Genomic DNA, 17,624 nt, shown 5'->3' on the forward strand with positions numbered 1-17,624 from the left:
CGGGATGATGAATGTTAAAAGAGTCATGAAAGCTCCGTATCCCAAGGGTGGCGATTCAGCCTGCTTCTGCAGCCTTGGCACGCGCCCAGTTAATGCCATCTTCGAGAGATGTCGCTTTATAGGACAGGTCCGTTCCGCCTGAAAAAGCGGCCATGAACCGACGAATCTTCCCGTAGTTGTTGTCCAGAACGGCATGCGGACGGCCTGTCAGTAGCGAGCAGATATGCACGTGCAGGCGGTCTGTAACCAACGCCTTGCCGCGCGCAATCTGCGTGATACCGCGATTGAAGCGATGGTGAGCCGCCGCGTCTAGTTTGCGCAACCGCGCTTCGGACGGATGTAGATTGAGCCACGCCGATACGACACCTTTAGCCTTTTCCAGAAGCACCTCGTTGCGGTTCTCGGTGATCCAATCTTCCTTAGGGATATCGGGATAGGCTGAAAAATCTATCGCGCTCACTTGCTCCTTGTCTTCACGGAGCATCGCGAGAACCGGAAATTTGGGGTCGGCAGCCTTAACTTCGCCGATACAGAAAGCCATGTCCGGACACAGGATAACTTCACAATCGAAATGCTTCTGCGCGAAATCGAACGATTCTTCGTCACGAACGAGAAGCGTAAACTTCCCGTGCTTTCCAATAGCGCGCTTGGTTTTTTCCACACGCTCGGCCGATCCGTAATGTATTGACTGCGGAAATTGCACGATAGGACGTTGAGGAAACACTTCCATGACCTGCTCCCGGAAGTCTTGGTGACCAACCCAGATGTCGCCGAAATTGCCGCCGCCATGAATGAAAATCGGCCCTTCCGGCACCGCCTTCTTGAGTGCTTCGGGTGAAAAGTCCCCGGCTCGGCTTACATAACTCGGTCGCTTGCCGAAACGGTCCTTCAGATAGGCCATTTCACCCAACCATATCGCTGAATCGCCGCAATTCCTGATATCGGGAAAATCCAATATCGCCAGCGGCTGTTCAGGCACGACGAATTTCCCAAGGGCGTCATGGGTCTTGTCTTGCAAACTGGCGATGAGAGCTGAGCGGCTTAGAGATAACATCGTCTTTTCAACCTTAAATTATGCTGAGCTAGCTTTTAAAACGGGCAGGACGAAACTTGAGTAAGATCTTAGATATAATTTTTGCAGCTTCCGACTCTGGTCCGTCCGGATATTGCATCATGACCCACAACAGGAAACTTGAGCCGCAATAGCTAACTGCACCAGCGGTTATCAGACCACCAAGTTGCCATGCCAGATCTGAAGGTGTGGATTTCGTACCGAGATAGCGATGAAGTAGCAATACACACGCGGCCATGATTGCAGAACTCAGCAGCGCACGAAAATTCGCCCATAGTTGCGCAGAAACCGACAGGTCGATAAACCGCTTAACTACAAACATATTGACGATGGCTGCGAATACACCTGTAAAGATGCGGCTAATAATCAATCCAGGCAACCCCCACAAGACAAGTCCAATTGTGACAATCGGTACGCGAACCAGAAGCATCTGAGTATCCCTGAAAAACAGCGTCTTGGTTTTACCAAGCGCCATCCCCAGGGGTTGGCTGAGCGATCCGAGCGTCTGGATTGCATACACCGAAGCAAGCGCCTGCATGATGAAGATGACGGGAAGCCATTTTTCTCCAAGCGCGAGCCGCACGAGTGGATCGGCAATCACCGCCGTGCCAATGCCAGCGGGCAAGGCGATTGCCGTTACCAGTGCCTGAGAGCGCTGGTAAGCGGCTGCGAGTCGCTTGACGTCACCGCGAACATTGACGAATGCAGGATAGATCACTGCTGTCAGCGGGGCAGTGGCCTCACGAGTCGGCGTCGCGGCCAGCGTGCCGCCCAAGGAGTAAAAACCGATCGAACTCTTATCGAGAAACTTGCCGATCAACAAATAGTCGAAGCGCCAGTTAAGCGTATTCACAATTTGTCCAGCGGTTATCCAGATAGAAAAGGAAAGGAACTCTCGAATATGCCCAAACTTGATCCGCGGCATGAACGGCATCACCAAATAAGATGCCGCCACCATAACGACCTGCGAAACCACAACTCCGACAACCAATGCCCAATAGCTGTGATAAATCATTGCGACAGCCACGGTTACCACAAAACCTGCGATCTTCTGTGACACGTTGAGTACGAACTCCTGCCAAAAGACCAGATCGCGCTGCAGCATGATCCGTCTGGGATTGGCGAGGCCACCGACGAAGACGGAAAGACTCAACACTATTATGATGCCCGGAAGACGTGGCTCTTCATAGAGGATGGCCAAAGGATAAGAAATAGCGGCTAGGACAAGACTAAGGATGGCCCCTCGCATCGCCGACAAAGTCCATGCAGCGCTGAAATGCGATTCGTTGGGATCAGGATGACGGATTAACGCCTCATTGAGAGACATGTCCGTCACTGTCTGGACGATTACCAGAATGGTCGTGGCAATTGCCACCACGCCGAAATCCGATGGCAGTAGGTACCAAGCCAAAATAATGGTGCTGAGCGTCGAAAGCCCGTTCGTAACGGCTCGCGACACCGAGACCCAAAGGCTGCCTTTTAGAAGTCGATCGGCCACATTGGCCATGTTAAATCCTTGGCGACCGAGGAAATCAGTCTATTTTCGAATTGGCACCAAGAGACTTCCCGCCTCTCATTTCGCATATGCACACAGAACTTTCCGTTACGCAAGTAATCGGGGGCGCCAGGTTTCAAGCGATGGGACCGGTTTACTGCGTTATTCAGAAGCAATCCAACAACGAGCCTCCGAAGCGCGATATCTTTTTTAAATAGCCGATTATCCAAGTCTAACGGCGAGATAATCCATACGGAATACTCATGGTGTTAGACGCGACACAATCTATTTGGTAAGAAACTAGACAAGGCTCAGCCAACGAGGCGGAATTCGTTGCAGTTCTTAAGCATATACTTATTCAAAAAGTGGCGAACCGGAAGGTCCATTAATGTCGTGCATCCCCAAAATTGCTACCACGTTCCTTATTATGTGGTCGCTTTTGTCGCCCGCGACTGCCGATACCGCTGGACGCGATCGTGTAACGAATGGTTCCTTCGGGACAAATGAACTGCGCCCCTGGTGGGCCAAGGGGTATGGTACCGCGATAAAGGCAGTCGATGGCAGTAACGCGGTCTCGCTCCGGTCCGGCATGATCGTCCAAGAACATATACCGGTCACAGGTGGACGCAACTACCGGCTTTCAGCCAAAATATTCAGCGATACAGCACCAGCAAACACGGTTTATGTCCAATATAGTTTCCGCGCCAAAGAAAAGCAAAATGGAAGCTGGCGTGGTCCTGCTTCCGTCTCGGTTGATGACCGCTCTGAGGGCAAATGCGCTATGACGTCGGCGAAGCGGCGGGAAGCAGCAGCCTTCGTTACGGGCGGCGGAGTTGGCTGGCAGAGCCATTCGATCGTTTTTCGGGTACCCGAAGACGTGGACCAGATGGTTCTGTACCTACGCAAAACTATCTGCTCTGCGGGCGAGGCAGCGTTCACTGAAGTGTCACTCACTGAGACTGACGACTCCCCGACAACTGTCCCTGATGTCGGCAAGAACGCTCTTACCAAGCAGCGGTTGTCGCCGCCTGCCGATCCGGTCGCCAATTCCCGACAGTTGACGAGCCAACTTGCGCAGCCCGCGCCGGACGATCATCGCTATCGGCTTGCGGAGAATGGTCAAATGTCGATGCGCGTGCATGTTGGCACACAAGAAGATATCATTACGCTGCAAGCTGCAGCCGATCTATCCGACTTCACAGCTAAGCTCGCGGACGCGACGGCACCTGTGCAGCTGTCTACAGACGAAGCAGTGGCGGCAGAGCCGCTGCTGGTGGTCGGACGCAAAAACGCCATAGCGAAACGCGCTTTCACTGATGCAGACTTCAACGGGCTGGGGGACGACGGATTTTTGATCCGAACCTTTGGCGCGCATATACTGATCGCAGGCGCGACACCTCGAGGTAGTATGTACGGAGTCAATTGGTTTCTCGACCATAAACTTGGCGTTCGCTGGTTGTCTCCCACGTTTACCTATTGGCCCAAGACACCGGATATCACGCTCCCAGAACTTAACGAGCGTCAGGTGCCGCGCTTCGCTTTCCGTGAGGTCCTCAGCGTCGAAGCCGATAACAAACCGTGGAGGCAGCGCAATCTCATGAGCGGGCAATCCCACGGGCCTTCCTTTTTGCCCACGCCGAACGGCATTGACTCCTGGAACGAAAGCTGGGCAACCAGGGGGACCATCTTCAATTTCTACGAGTTATTGCCCAAGAAGATATATCAAGCTACCCATCGTGAGTGGTATGCGGGCGGGCAGCTCGCGATGATGAATAAAGACATGCGCGCGGAAATGGCGCGGGTCGTCGTCCAACGATTGAGAGCCCTGCCGGACTACCGCAAGTTATGGTTCTCGATCCACGACATGGACTGGGGCTGGGACATGGACCCAGCGAGCAGGGCTTTCGCGGCGAAGCACGGTGGCCATCCGTCAGCTCCACGTCTCGACATGATGATAGAGGTTGCCGATCTGGTGCGCGCGGAGCTTCCCGGCGCACGATTGGCGTTCAACGCCTATCACTGGAGTTTTACGCCCCCGGAAGGCATGACGGTTCCAGACTATATCCTCGTCTATCCTATGACCATTCAGGTGAACTACCGGGACGCACTGAATGGTCAATCCAATCAGAAGCTCGGCGAAGATCTGGCGGGTTGGAACGCGATTGCAAAGCACGTTCTGGTGTGGGACCACATCACAAATTTTGCCGGATATCTCCAGCCAACGCCCAATATCTTGCCGATTGGAAACACGGTAAAGTGGCTTGCTTCACTCGATCACGTCGAAGGTTACATGGGCGAAGGAAGCTTCAACACACGTGGTGCGGAATTTGCCGCGCTGCGCGCTTGGATGATCGCCCGGTTACTTTGGGACCCGAACCAGGACCCCTGGGCGATCATTACCGAGTTCTGCGAAAAATATTACGGCCCCGCGGCTCCGCAAGTGCTCGACTACATTCGCCTCATGCATGACAAACTCGCTGCCACGGATGACGTACTTTCCGAAAAGACGACGGTCGATATGGAGATGTTCGACGCAGATTTTATATCGCGCGCCGATTCGCTCTTCGATAAGGCGGAAAAGGCTGTCGTGGGAACGGGGTATGCCGCACAGGTTCATCTGGCCCGCCTGCCAGTCGATTTCGTTATTCTTAGACGACAGTCGGACTACCTGCGAGCACAACACGAGATCGGCTTCGACGTCGTTGCAACTCGTCCGGACCGGCTCAGGCGCTTCTGGCAAACCATAGAGGCGAATAAGATTGGTCAGTATATGCAAGCCAGCAGCGTGAAGGAACTCAAAAGCTTGCTAGAGATGACGACGATTGAGCCAGCGAGCCTTCCAGACATCGTCCGTGATAGCCCACAGTGGAGAGACATCCAGGATATTTCCTTCCAGCGTTATGCAGGATCAAAGAGCACCATAGTCAGCGACCCTATCGCGTCCGATGGCTCAGCGATTGCCCTCGCCCGGAGCTTTGAAGGCTGGAACACCCAACTTGTTTTCGACAAACTACCGAGGGAAGGGGCTTGGTGGGTGTATGTAGCCGTTCGCGGTAAAGGTGGTATCAAAGGGAACGAGGAAATTGCAAGGGTAGGGTCAACACCGCCAATGTCCTGCTTTACCACAGTGCATAATGATCCTGAATCGGGTGACGGATACCGGTGGGTTGAAGCTCCTGGCGGTCCTTTTCGCTTCACAACGGACGGCCGGCACCGGATCTATATCCAGCCGCGAAAAGGCCCTGACGGCTCAGCAGTTATGGTTGATAGGTTAATTGCAGTTTCGAAGCGCGTGACAAGGGGAGTTCAGAGCGCGATTGGTGGAAACTGCCGTTGAGATCGTGGGTCGAATGCGTCTATGATGAAGGCTTTAAGAATGAGTTAGCTGTTCCAGCAAGTGAACTCCAGACCATCAGAGCAGGTTTAAGCGCATGAACATGATCTCGCCGTAGTGGATGCGGCCTACGCAAACGACCGTACCCTTCTCGAGCAGCATCGTATGGTTCCCCATAATGCAATGCACCTGTTTGGGGCGAACGACAGGCTGATTGGTCGTTCACCTTTTGCGGTGGAGCGGCGCGGGAACCCCTCGTTGACCATAAGTGGGGTCTTTATCTGCCGGCCCCGCGAATGACGGGCAGAAGCACTGCATCCTCCGCCTTTTGGCGGGTTCCGCCACGCTATCGATGGCTGTCAATTATCAACATGTTGTCGAAGGGGAAGTTGAGGTGAGCGATTGGCATCTTTGTGTGCACCTCTGACGACAAACAGTGAATAAGGCGTTGACATTCCATCCAAGTGATCGTGAGAAAATGATGGATAGTCGGTCGAGGAGCTACTCTCTCCATTCCTTCGCAGGCTGGTTAGAGTTAATCTTGGTAGAAGGCCTCAATCGCCAAGGCGGCATCTTTGATTGCCCAAAAGCCGAAAACTGGCTCAAGAAAGCCAATGCAAAATAAGTCAAATCAGCCTGATGCAACGGGTTCAGCAGCGACCAAGCTGCAATCGACAAGATGGTGAGCCCTCGCCCGTCTCTTGCGCCACAGAAGATGAATGCCCAATACAGAAAGCCCACTGGCCCAGCTATGATAATCAGGTCGAGAGGAGTAGAAAATACCGCATTCGTGCCTTCGCCGAGGCCTTGTATCGAGTAAGGAAACTCGGACGAAAAATAGTATTCTACGTACCCAAAACCATGCCCGATAGGTTCAGCGAGGATAAGTTCTATGGCAGCGGTCAATGACGCGCCGCGCTCGTTCTCCAACCTTGCTTCGAGTGCGGACTGATCCAACTGAGAACTGAATATGTAAACAGTCGCGATTATGCCCACTCCTACCGCGATCGGCTTCAAGGTCCAGTTAATCTTAGCTGCAAAAAATACGATAAGCATTGAGCAGAGCATCATAACTTTGGAGCCGGATAGCAGTGTGACCGCCAAAATGACTCCCACAAAGATTACCGCATCGCGGCCGTCCCTTCGACCAGCTAAAAAAACTGTCGAGGAAATAAAAAAAAAGAAAAATGCGAGCCAGTTTCTTTCTCGGAAAGTCCCGTGGAGAGCATCCCGCTGAAAAGAAACGTCTTGAAAGATGATCGGAAGCGACAGCTTCTGGCACAACACCTGAAAACACAGAAACCCAACCACGAACTTCCAGCCAATTGGAAAATGGTTTTGTTTGATAAAAAAACGGGCGAATACCAAGCCAAGTAAATAGCTTGCAGGGTAAAGCACACCAAACTTAATGACCTGCTCGAATACCTTGAACTTTTCATAACCAGCAAACAAGGTCACAACGAGAGCCCAGAGCAAAAAAGAGCAATGAATAAGCAAGAAACGGGTGTCAGCGACCCTATATTTCTTTGTAAGAAAGAACAGCAGAGCTACCATGGTGTATACTTGAGATATACGCAAAAACGACAACTGAACAAACTGGAGAGAGCTCACAACAAGAAAAATGATAAACAGTATATCTACCAAATGATATTTCACGGATTGCTCGGCAGATTTTTTCTCACCCATCACTTTTCTCTACCATCTGCCGGGTCGGTCGTGAATTGGAGGGCGCCCACCAGGTCAATTCTATTCTTCTGGACACAAGCGCCATAAAAATAGTGGCAGCGGCGCAACTCAGCGTCGCCACGAGCGGGGCTGACTTGGCAACTCCCAAGGCGACCGAAAGCTGAATGATCGGAAAGTGATACAAATAAATACCGTAAGAAATGTCTGGCAACTTGTCTGGGAGCGACAGATAGGGAGCGAACACCAAAGAAAAAATTATAGTTGCCAGAGCAGGGGGATAAAGGACCTGTAGATCTTCACGAAACCAAACTATCCCAACCGAAAAAAGGATGACAACTAGTCGCACCTCCCAAACCATAGCCCTAAACTTCTCGATGAAAACGCAGAACAATATGCCCGCAACAAGAAACCTGAGCTGCCCAGGAGGTTGCCGCGAAAACACTTCGTATATTGAGTTTCCTGTCAACAAATAAGTGTGCTTCATATAGATGTAATACATCGAAGACGCCACATAAGTTGATATCAAAAGGGTGAAGAAGCCGACCCACCGCGAAAAGAAAAACAATAGTGGGATAGCAGCACAGAAGGAAAGCTCGACCTTCATGGTCCATAAGGCGCCGTTGGCTGCAGGAATAGGATTATCAGTAAAGAGTCCAGGAATATTAGGCGCAATAAAATTGAGAGTTAGAAGATTGAATATCGTGTACTTAAGAATTCCTATTACGTCGATCTTTTGTTGGCTCGCCGATATCCATATGAGCCCTATCAACAGGGTAAACATTATTGCAGCACAGTAGGGGGGATACAGCCGCTCCATACGCCGTTTAAGAAAATCGGATACAGAAGTGGTTTTTTTGTAAGAAAGATACAGAAAAAATCCGCTGATAACGAAGAACGATTGCACGCGCATTTCGATATCAGTGAATGACATAAAGCTTAGAAATTTCACTCCGGCAAGTATATACATGTGTGATAAGAAAACGAATACCGATAGGAGTATTTTAGTGATCTTTAGGTTGGTTTTTCTAGGGACAGAGGCGCTTGTTGATGAGTCCGATAAAATTGTCCTAAAGCGCATTAGAGTTCCTTCGGTCTGATTGCGTTTGTATCTAGCATGCGCCGGCGATCATCGTAAACCCGGATGGGTTGAGCTAGAAAACTCCAAACAGCTAGTGCTGCTGGAGATTAGAGGTTAGGTATATTCGGGCGGGTTTCGGAAAACCAGTTTTTAGGTCTTCTTAGGTGCGTCCGACACTGCATCGCGGTGAAGCTTTCTCATAGATGAGTCGCAGGAAAATCACCGACGCGCTACTTAGCGCACATCGAAGGAAGTGACGCAGTCCTCTATCGAACAAACTGCTATCGAATAAAAACCGCCACACTTTTCAGCGCCGACCAGAAAAGCTGGCGACTATGTTTCGCGTGCCAGGCGGCCGTATCAAAGGAAGACTGAATCTCCTGGCAAATTTCAATAGGCTCTTCAGATGCGTCTTCCCAGCAAAGCTGAATGCGCTGACAGCGCTTGAGCGCTGATGGTCATGCACCAGTTGCGCCTGCGGCAAACATTGGACACGGTACCCCTCGCACCAAACCCGGGCACAGAGATCAACATCTTCCATATAAAGAAAGTAATCGACATCCATGCCACCAACCGCCTCAAGGACGTCACGCCGGATGATAAAGCCCGTGCCCATTACCCACTCTGCGTCAAAAGGAATGTTCCTCGCATAGGCGTCTTGCATGAGATGGCGCTCGATCCGCTTTGGCATGAATGGCGAGAACGCTTTGCTTCGCCGCGCAAAGATATCGAGTGCCGAGTAAAAACGGCGCGCCGAATACTGGCGCGTTCCGTCCGGATTGATGAGATCCAGACCCACAATACCGACGTCCCGATTCTCTTCCATATGAGCAGTTACGGGCGACACACTGTCGTATTCGAAATAAGTGTCTGGATTTAAAATAAGGAGATATTTCGCAGTCAAACCGCGGCAGCCGAAATTGACGCCTGCTCCGAACCCTCCATTTGAGGGCGATTGGATGATCGAGATCCCCGGCAGAGCCGCCGACATCTCTTCGAAAGAAGAGTCGCCAGAGCAGTTTTCAACAATCGTAATTCCGGTCGGCGATACAATGTCGTGGCGTAAGATCGATTCAACGCAACGTATCGCTAGAGCCGGTGTTCTATAATTAACAATAACGACGTGGAGTTGATCTTTTAAGCACATTTGTTGCCCCGTCAAATATGCATTTGTCCTATAAATGCGCCATTTATCGCAGTGCGAAACACAATGTTCCATATGACACGCCAAATACCGTAAAGCAAGCCTACAAGTTTATCGCAGGGCGCTGCGGTAGTTTTATTTTATTATTTGCTTATTTTTAAGATTTAATACAAGCCACCGCTGTTCCAAGGCCGGCACGGTGCAAGATCGGTCTTGAAAGGCGCCATTCGAAACCGACACTCGAGTATTATTTTCTTGTGTTGTAAACTCCAATATCACTGAAGACCTGAACAACAGGTACCGGTGGTTTGCGGGTCACCGTAGCTGGACGTCGATCTTTTTCTCTTTCGGAAACCAACACAGGTCGGTTAGGGCGAGACTGCATTGAAACCCAAATCTCTGGGTTGGAGGACTGCATCTTCAACCAGAAGAGATCAGTTTTGCTCCAATCTTTTACCTGCGACGTGCGATTGTCGAGGACAAGATCTCCTTTTGAGGTTCGAATAACCAGGACAGCGTGCCCCTCTCCGGACGGAGTTATCGCGACTGCCATGCGTAGCGCTCGCGATGGCCATCCGAGTTCGAGCAGCCGTTTGCGTTTTGTCAGCGCATAATCTTCGCAATCGCCTGCGGCGACGTCAACGCTCCACACATCTGCCGTAGGCGAGTCACTCTTTGGCTTGATGCTACGGTTGACCTTTGAATTGACCCCGAAAAGTTCCGCTTGACGAGCGTCCGTTAACTCGACGACCTGACCCCCGGTGTCTCTGCATTGATCCGCGTTTTTCATGCAGAAGGCAACACTCGCCAGAGGGGCCAGTGCAAACTCTCCTTCGACAATCCTTTTGGCGGCGGCTCCCAAATCACGGGCGTAACCGCCTACACCTGCAGCAAGTCCATGCGACGGGCTCGAAGTGAGAATTCCAACGAAAGCGGCGATATGAAGGGTTACGTTTCTTATGGTCATCGGGTTATCCTCTTCAGACATCCCGACTATGGACAAGGTCGTTCTACATCCCGTTCAAATAATCATTAAAATGTTATCGATGCTGAAATTCATGGATCAACGGCTGTTGGATTTAAGGCTTCGAGACGTAATTGTCTGGCGCGGTGCTGTCGTCATTGAACGAGCCCTATGCTGGGATGGAGGGAGAAATGCTCTTCCATCAAACGAGCAAAGAGTCGGTACTAGAGTCAGCAGCATCGGTAACGGTGGCGGGCGTGCAGCTTAATGACTTAGCAGAATCTGATGATATATTAGATGTCGTGGACCGCCTCGCGACCGGTGGATGCAGGTATGCTCAATCGCTGCTCGTTGTCCTAGATTGTTGCGATAGCATACGTGGGAGTTTCATGGAAAAGCAAAAAAGCTTGCACCGCTTGTCAGCGGCGATGACCCTATGAAGTGGATTAAGGGCGCGTTCTTTAAGAAGAAGCAGAAAACCACAACGGCTCGTAGACGAATTGACACTGGCGACCAAGAGCCTAGCTACCCGATATACGCGATTGGTGACATACACGGATGCATCGATCTTCTGCGCGATGCGGAAAGCAGGATTGTCAATGATATGAGCCTATCGGGACGAAGTGGGCTTGTTGTCCTCTTAGGGGATTACGTCGCTAAAGGCCCCGCGTCCCAGACAGTACTGGACCATTTGATACGGCCGAGTAATCACGGCTTGCGGAGACTGGCTTTATGCGGCAACCACGATGATGTCTTCTATAAAGTGCTTCAGCACCCTGACGCTTACCCTACTTGGCTTAGTCAGGCAGGGAAGCAAACATTGCTCTCGTACGGTATAGATCTCGATTATCTAAAACGGCAGAAGGGATTTGGCAGCGCTGCGCTCACTGAGGTTATGAGGGAAGGCATTCCTCAGGAGCATATCGATTTTCTGGCGGGCCTACCGGTCAGCCTAAAGGTTGGACCATATCTCTTCGTTCACGCCGGGATCAAGCCTGGCGTGCCGCTTGATGCTCAGCACGACAGTGACCTCCTATGGATACGTGAGCCGTTCATTTCGCAAGGTCCCGATCTCCCGCTTGTCGTCGTCCACGGGCATACACCTCGGCTGGAGGTATCTTTTGGCCCGGGGAGGATCGGTATAGACACCGGCGCTTTTCAGACTGGAAATTTAACTGTCTTGAAAATAGACCGTGGCGACGTTTCAGTTTTATAGACTCTAAGCGCTGTCGGCGTAGGACCTGGCTCGCGAAGAACCCTAGTGGAAGTCTCTCCATACATTAATTGTCATGTGAATAAAGCGTGTGAGCAACTTACGGGCGTAACACAGAACATCAAGCTTGTGTCTGGTATGATTTGCTGTTGTACAGCAATAGTGCCACACTAAACTGGCAGTCTTAAAGTTCTGCATTTTAGTAAGCTAGCGAAAGGAGGTTCTCGTGAAAACGCTTCTCTTAATTATAACCCTTGCAGGCTTACCAATATCTGCTCAGGGCCAACAGGTGCGTAATCTCGACGTCGAGCCCGACGGAACCGGCGGCTACATGGGCACCTATGGAAACCAAAACTTCCAAGTTCCGCCGAACAACGGCGCATCGATCACACGTGACGGGAGTCGCCGTCGCGTAACGCCACCTCCAGTGATTGTTGTGCCCAACGGAAGCGTAGACGGCAACACGCACAAGCGTTGCTACGTAGATGGCAATGGACAGGCCTCGTGTTACTAAATTTTCCCCGCTGATCGCTACGCAAAAAGACGCAGCAGCGGTAGCTGGAGTTTCGCCCAGTGTGATGATGTGTTGCAGAACTGGTTGTGAGCCCGTCGTTCTGTGGCCTCTATAATCTGGCAGGGACTTTCGCGCGATTAGACTGCAACGTCATGGCACGTCACGAAAAGCCGTGCGACTGCCTCGAGGATCTTCTGGGTGCGGCCATTGCCTAATAAAGCTATCCTCCACCGGCTGTTCATTTACCTTCAACATCGTTGGAAGACACGAAAGATGGCGCTTAATTACCTGATGAACCGGGAATACCATACCAACCTAAGTAAAAGTGCTGTGGCTTTATAGAGCCCGCAACCTTTCTTTAGTTTATGCGTTTTCCATGCCGATTACGGGGAGATAAAGATGTTTAAAATTAACGCAATACTTACGATAATCAGCTTTACCGCATTGGGCGCACTCTTGATGAGTGGCAGCACCACCGCTCTGGCAGCAGATATGATCTCAGACTCTTACTATCGTGAGCAAGCAGCATCAGCGCCGAAAGCCCCTCGCCCTCACAGAATCGTGTACCGCGTTGTATCTCAGCCCCTGACAGAATGCGATTTACTCAAAGTGTCGTACCGCCCCCCCTATGTCCCAGAAACCGAGATTGTAGAAGTCTGCTACAAGCCCCTTGATCTCAGACCTGGGCGCTCCTAGCCAGCCACATGCCGCGTCTGCTCCAGCGAACTACGATATCGCCTCAGGAGGCGGATTAGAGGCTGCGCCCAATATCCAAGAACTTCTGGCGGCGCTCGGCGCGAAGCTGGCTGCCGGTCTGAGCTGTGAGTTCTTTCAGCGCGGATTCGATCGTTCTGCCGGTCGCAGCAATCACGCCTGATGGGTCGCGGTGGGCTCCGCCGATCGGTTCGGCAATGATGCCGTCGATGACGCCGAGCGCCTTCAGGTCGTCTGAGGTGATCTTCATGTTGGTTGCTGCTTCCTTGGCGCGGGTCGAGTCGCGCCAGAGGATGGAGGCTGCACCTTCTGGGGAGATCACCGAATAAATCGCGTGTTCGAGCATGTAGACGCGGTTGCCGGTGGCGATCGCGATTGCGCCGCCGGAGCCGCCCTCGCCGATGACCACAGACACGATCGGAACCTTGACGTTAAGGCACATTTCCGTCGAGCGAGCGATGGCTTCCGCCTGTCCGCGTTCTTCAGCACCGACACCCGGATAAGCGCCGGCAGTGTCAATCAGCGTGACTACGGGAAGTGAGAAGCGGTCGGCTAGTTCCAGAACGCGGATCGCCTTGCGATATCCTTCCGGACGCGGGCTACCGAAATTGTGCTTGAGGCGCGACTTGGTATCGTTACCCTTTTCCTGGCCGATAATGGCGACTGGTTGGCCGTTGAAGCGACCTAAGCCTGCCTGGATGGCGGCATCTTCGGCAAACTTGCGGTCGCCCGCGAGCGGCGTGAAATCCGTGAAGAGCGCGCTGGCATAGTCGATAAAGTGCGGTCGCTGCGGGTGGCGCGCAACTTGAGTCTTCTGCCAGGCATTCAGCTTGGAATAGATGTCCTGCATCGCGTCATTGACGCGCGCTTCCAAACGCGAAATTTCCTCAGACGTATCGATGCTCTCGTCTTCGGCGGCCAGTTTCTTCAGTTCAAGAATCTTGCCTTCCAGGTCCGAAATGGGTTTTTCGAAGTCGAGATAGCTGAGCATGAGATCCGTTTCCGATCGTTTTGCGCAAGGTTTGACCGGGCTCTCCCGGCGGTTCCGGTCGCTCTAATCAAGGTTTTTGCCCTGTTTGGCAAGAGGGTGGTGTGTTTGTACCAACTCTTGAAGGCGTTCTTCCAACACATGTGTGTATATTTGTGTCGTGGAAATGTCCGAATGGCCGAGCAGTTCCTGCACTGCGCGCAGATCCGCTCCGTTCTGCAGAAGATGACTGGCAAAGGCGTGCCGGAGTACATGCGGCGAGACGGCCGATGGTGTCAAACCGGCGCGGATCGCTATGTCCTTCAAGTCGCGAGCGAACACCTGACGGGGCAAATGTCCCTCCTTGCTGGCCGAGGGAAACAGCCAGGGACTTTCTTCTTTCGGCTGGGCCTTTGGCACAAGCTTTTTGCGGGCCGCGTCATATCGCTCCATCGCCTCGATTGCCGTTCGTGACAGCAGGACGACACGGTCCTTGTTGCCCTTGCCACGGATCATCAGGAAGCGACCTTCGTGACGAAGGACCTTTGCCGGCAGAGAGACCAGTTCGCTGACACGCATGCCGGTGGCATAGAGCAACTCCAGCAGAAGATGCATGCGTATACGCGCCAATTGGCCCGGCCCCTCTTGGTCCGCTTCTTCTGCGGCTTTGGCGAGAAGTGCCGTGACGCTCGTGACACTTATGGTTTTCGGAAGCGATCGACCTTTGCGTGGTGCATCCAAAATTCCTGTCGGATCGTCGGTGCGCACATTCTCCGAATAGAGAAACTTGTAGAACTGCCGGAGCGCGGAGAGGCGTCGCGCCTGCGAGGATGCGGCAAAGCCTTGAGCGGAGAGATGGGCGAGATAGGCCGAGAGGTCGGCTGTAGTCGCTTCGGTCAAAGACGCCTGGCGGGAGGAAAGAAACGCCATCAGGTCGGTGAGGTCGCGTTCATAGGAGGCAAGCGTGTTCATCGCCGCCCCACGCTCGGCGCTCATCATTTCCAGAAAGCCTTCCAGCCGTGCATGATCCTGGCGAGACATAATCTAACCCGATCCTCAAGGTGCCGGCGGGTTGAGCCGCTCGGAAGGGATGCGCACTGTCACCTCCCTTTCACGCGGCTTCACCAGCGAAACAAGCGACACCATACTCCCATAAATAATGCCGGCAATCGCCGCGAGGATGAAGATGAAACGGAAAAGGGTGGGCATGGTCACTCCGCAGCACTTGGTCGCCTTGCCTGTGGGAACATCTTGGCAAGGGCATGGCGTCGCTGGCCTTCCCGCATCACAGTGGGCATCATCCGGTCAGGCGATTTCTCTGGCCTATAAGCCGCAATTTGGCTTGACGCTTGGTAAACATTTGAAGATACCGAAGCCAAATGGGCCATCATTCATGAGCGAAACCAATTTATCCCTTCCCCAGAGCTTGGGCGAGAAAGCGCGTGCCGCTCTTGGCAGGCGCAACATCGTCTTCGTCGGGCTGATGGGTGCCGGAAAATCCGCCATCGGCAGGTCGGTCGCGCAGCAGTTGAAGTTACCCTTCATCGATACGGATGACGAAATCGAACGCGTTTCGCGCATGACGATCTCCGAGCTTTTTGCCACCTATGGTGAAGACGAGTTCCGAGCGCTGGAAACGCGCGTCATCAAGCGCCTGCTCCGCGGCGGCGCAAAGGTCGTCTCCACCGGTGGAGGGGCCTTCATCAACGAGAACACCCGCAGACATATCAAGCGCGGCGGCGTGTCGCTCTGGCTGAAAGCCGATCTCGAAGTGCTGTGGGAACGCGTCAACAAGCGCGATCATCGCCCGTTGCTCAAGACCGAGAATCCGAAGGCGACGCTCGCGGCGCTGATGGAGAAGCGTTACCCCATCTATTGCGAAGCCGATATCACCATCGAATCGCGCGATGTCCGAAAGGACATCATCACGACGGAAGTTCTAGAAGCCATCGCCAGCCTCACCAAGAAAGCCTGATGCCATGCCCTCCGCCATCCAGACCGACGAGCGCCTTGTTCATGTTCCGCTGGGTGAACGTGCCTATGACATCCTGATTGGGCCGGGCCTGATCGGCCGCGCCGGTGGAGAGATTTCCTCACGGCTGAAAGGCAAGCGCGCCGCCATCATCACCGATGAGCATGTCGCGCCGCTCTATCTCGAAACCCTGATGGATGGCCTGCAGACCGACGGCATCGAGGCTGTATCTCTGACGCTACCGGCAGGCGAGAAGACCAAGAGCTTCGATCACCTCGTCACCGTGTGCGATGCCATCCTTGCCGCACGGATCGAGCGCAACGATGCGGTCATCGCGCTCGGGGGCGGCGTCATAGGTGATCTGGCGGGCTTCGCCGCCGGCATCGTTCGCCGTGGTGTACGCTTCGTGCAAATTCCAACCTCGCTTCTGGCGCAGGTCGATTCCTCCGTCGGCGGCAAGACCGGCATCAACAGCCGCCACGGCAAGAATCTCGTCGGCGTCTTTCACCAGCCGGATCTGGTATTGGCTGACACGGCCGTTCTCGATACGCTGAGCCCGCGCGAGTTCCGTGCAGGCTACGCCGAAGTGGTCAAATACGGCCTGATCGACAAGCCTGATTTCTTCTCCTGGCTTGAGAAGAACTGGGCTGAGATCGAGAAAGGAGGCCCGGCTCGCATAGAGGCGATTGCGACGAGCTGCCAGGCGAAGTCCGACGTCGTGGTGGCGGATGAAAAGGAAAACGGTGTTCGCGCTCTGTTGAACCTCGGCCACACATTCGGCCACGCTCTGGAGGCGGCAACCGAATACAATAGCGAGCGCTTGGTTCACGGGGAAGGCGTTGCCATCGGCATGGTGCTGGCGCACCAGTTCTCCGCCCGCATGAATCTCGCAAGCCCGGATGATGCGAGCCGCGTCGAAGCGCATCTGAAGGCAGTTGGCCTGCCGACCTCGATGAAGGACATCCCAGGCCAGCTTCCGCCGGTAGAGACGCTGATGGCGGCGATCGCCCAGGACAAGAAGGTCAAGGGTGGCAAGCTGACCTTCATTCTGACCCACGGCATCGGCCAGTCTTTCGTGGCGGACGATGTTGCGGCATCTGAGGTTCAGAGCTTCCTCTCGGAAAAGCATCCCGGCTGACGCACCGCGGCGATCGACGTCTTATCTGATCAGAACCGCGTCGGCTCCCCTGGCGCTGCGGCTTCGATGGCAAGTGCGTGCAAACCTGCATCAAGTTCGGGTTTCAACAGTCCATTGATTGCCCGGTGGCGGTGGACGCGAGACTTGCCGGAGAACTGCTCACACACTATCTGAACACGCATATGCGTCTCGCCTGTGCCGGTGATATCCGGCTGGTGCCCGGCATGCATATGGCTTTCATCAATGACATTCAGGCGATCGGGCGAAAATGCCTCTTGCAGCTTGTTTTCCATGCGTTGGCGCAGGGACATGGCATCCATCTCCTGATTGTCG

The 17,624-nt window shown here is 53.3% G+C and carries 14 protein-coding genes and 1 pseudogene; 4 read left to right on the forward strand and 11 right to left on the reverse strand.

What is annotated here, in order from left to right:
- Positions 1-55: 55 nt before the first annotated feature.
- Entirely contained in the window at positions 56-1,054 is a 999-nt protein-coding gene (locus WKI41_RS09680; RefSeq protein ID WP_340193279.1) for a polysaccharide pyruvyl transferase family protein, read from the reverse strand.
- A 28-nt stretch (positions 1,055-1,082) separates the two neighbouring features.
- Positions 1,083-2,579, reverse strand: coding sequence for a lipopolysaccharide biosynthesis protein (locus WKI41_RS09685; protein WP_340193280.1), 1,497 nt, complete (start codon positions 2,577-2,579; stop codon positions 1,083-1,085).
- Between the two features lie 376 nt (positions 2,580-2,955).
- Here WKI41_RS09685 and WKI41_RS09690 point away from each other — a divergent pair, with 376 nt between their 5' ends.
- Entirely contained in the window at positions 2,956-5,904 is a 2,949-nt protein-coding gene (locus WKI41_RS09690) for a DUF4838 domain-containing protein (RefSeq protein WP_340193281.1), read from the forward strand.
- A gap of 47 nt (positions 5,905-5,951) precedes the next feature.
- Here WKI41_RS09690 and WKI41_RS09695 read toward each other — a convergent pair.
- The 5 genes and pseudogenes from WKI41_RS09695 to WKI41_RS09715 all read right to left on the reverse strand — a co-directional run.
- Positions 5,952-6,241 (reverse strand): annotated as a pseudogene (locus WKI41_RS09695) (IS3-like element IS426 family transposase); the annotation flags it as partial.
- Positions 6,242-6,402: 161 nt separating this feature from the next.
- Positions 6,403-7,587, reverse strand: a complete 1,185-nt coding sequence (locus tag WKI41_RS09700; RefSeq protein WP_340193282.1) for a hypothetical protein — start codon at positions 7,585-7,587, stop codon at positions 6,403-6,405.
- Positions 7,580-8,665, reverse strand: coding sequence for an acyltransferase family protein (locus WKI41_RS09705; RefSeq protein ID WP_340193283.1), 1,086 nt, complete (start codon positions 8,663-8,665; stop codon positions 7,580-7,582). Before WKI41_RS09705 ends, WKI41_RS09700 begins: the two co-directional genes overlap by 8 nt.
- 307 nt (positions 8,666-8,972) lie before the next feature.
- A complete protein-coding gene (locus tag WKI41_RS09710) occupies positions 8,973-9,827 on the reverse strand; it encodes a glycosyltransferase family 2 protein (RefSeq protein WP_340193284.1) in 855 nt (284 codons plus the stop codon).
- 229 nt (positions 9,828-10,056) lie between these two features.
- The gene (locus WKI41_RS09715; protein WP_340193285.1) at positions 10,057-10,776 is read right to left on the reverse strand and encodes a transglutaminase-like cysteine peptidase; all 720 of its coding nucleotides are present in this window, start codon (positions 10,774-10,776) and stop codon (positions 10,057-10,059) included.
- Positions 10,777-11,209: 433 nt separating this feature from the next.
- Here WKI41_RS09715 and WKI41_RS09720 point away from each other — a divergent pair, with 433 nt between their 5' ends.
- Positions 11,210-11,989 carry a metallophosphoesterase gene (locus tag WKI41_RS09720; RefSeq protein ID WP_340193286.1) on the forward strand — a complete coding sequence of 260 codons (780 nt, stop codon included), beginning with the start codon at positions 11,210-11,212 and terminating at the stop codon, positions 11,987-11,989.
- A gap of 1,262 nt (positions 11,990-13,251) precedes the next feature.
- Here the strand turns inward: WKI41_RS09720 and WKI41_RS09725 are convergent.
- The 3 genes from WKI41_RS09725 to WKI41_RS09735 all read right to left on the reverse strand — a co-directional run bounded on the left by WKI41_RS09725 (position 13,252) and on the right by WKI41_RS09735 (position 15,390).
- The gene (locus tag WKI41_RS09725) at positions 13,252-14,205 is read right to left on the reverse strand and encodes an acetyl-CoA carboxylase carboxyltransferase subunit alpha (protein ID WP_340193287.1); all 954 of its coding nucleotides are present in this window, start codon (positions 14,203-14,205) and stop codon (positions 13,252-13,254) included.
- Between the two features lie 63 nt (positions 14,206-14,268).
- Positions 14,269-15,222: a site-specific tyrosine recombinase XerD gene (gene xerD / locus WKI41_RS09730; RefSeq protein WP_340193288.1), complete on the reverse strand. Its 954-nt coding sequence runs from the start codon at positions 15,220-15,222 to the stop codon at positions 14,269-14,271.
- Positions 15,223-15,237: 15 nt separating this feature from the next.
- On the reverse strand, positions 15,238-15,390 hold the full coding sequence (locus WKI41_RS09735) for a hypothetical protein (protein ID WP_340193289.1): 153 nt from the start codon (positions 15,388-15,390) through the stop codon (positions 15,238-15,240).
- A gap of 184 nt (positions 15,391-15,574) precedes the next feature.
- Here WKI41_RS09735 and WKI41_RS09740 point away from each other — a divergent pair, with 184 nt between their 5' ends.
- Both WKI41_RS09740 and aroB read left to right on the forward strand, forming a co-directional pair.
- Entirely contained in the window at positions 15,575-16,156 is a 582-nt protein-coding gene (locus WKI41_RS09740; protein ID WP_340193290.1) for a shikimate kinase, read from the forward strand.
- A 4-nt stretch (positions 16,157-16,160) separates the two neighbouring features.
- Positions 16,161-17,291, forward strand: a complete 1,131-nt coding sequence (gene aroB, locus WKI41_RS09745) for a 3-dehydroquinate synthase (RefSeq protein ID WP_340193291.1) — start codon at positions 16,161-16,163, stop codon at positions 17,289-17,291.
- 29 nt (positions 17,292-17,320) lie between these two features.
- On the opposite strand, the gene WKI41_RS09750 is transcribed toward aroB, so the two are convergent.
- Positions 17,321-17,602 carry a BolA family protein gene (locus WKI41_RS09750; RefSeq protein WP_340193292.1) on the reverse strand — a complete coding sequence of 94 codons (282 nt, stop codon included), beginning with the start codon at positions 17,600-17,602 and terminating at the stop codon, positions 17,321-17,323.
- Between the last annotated feature and the right edge of the window lie 22 nt (positions 17,603-17,624).

This window comes from Agrobacterium larrymoorei, assembly GCF_037722385.1.
GTDB lineage: Bacteria > Pseudomonadota > Alphaproteobacteria > Rhizobiales > Rhizobiaceae > Agrobacterium > Agrobacterium larrymoorei_C.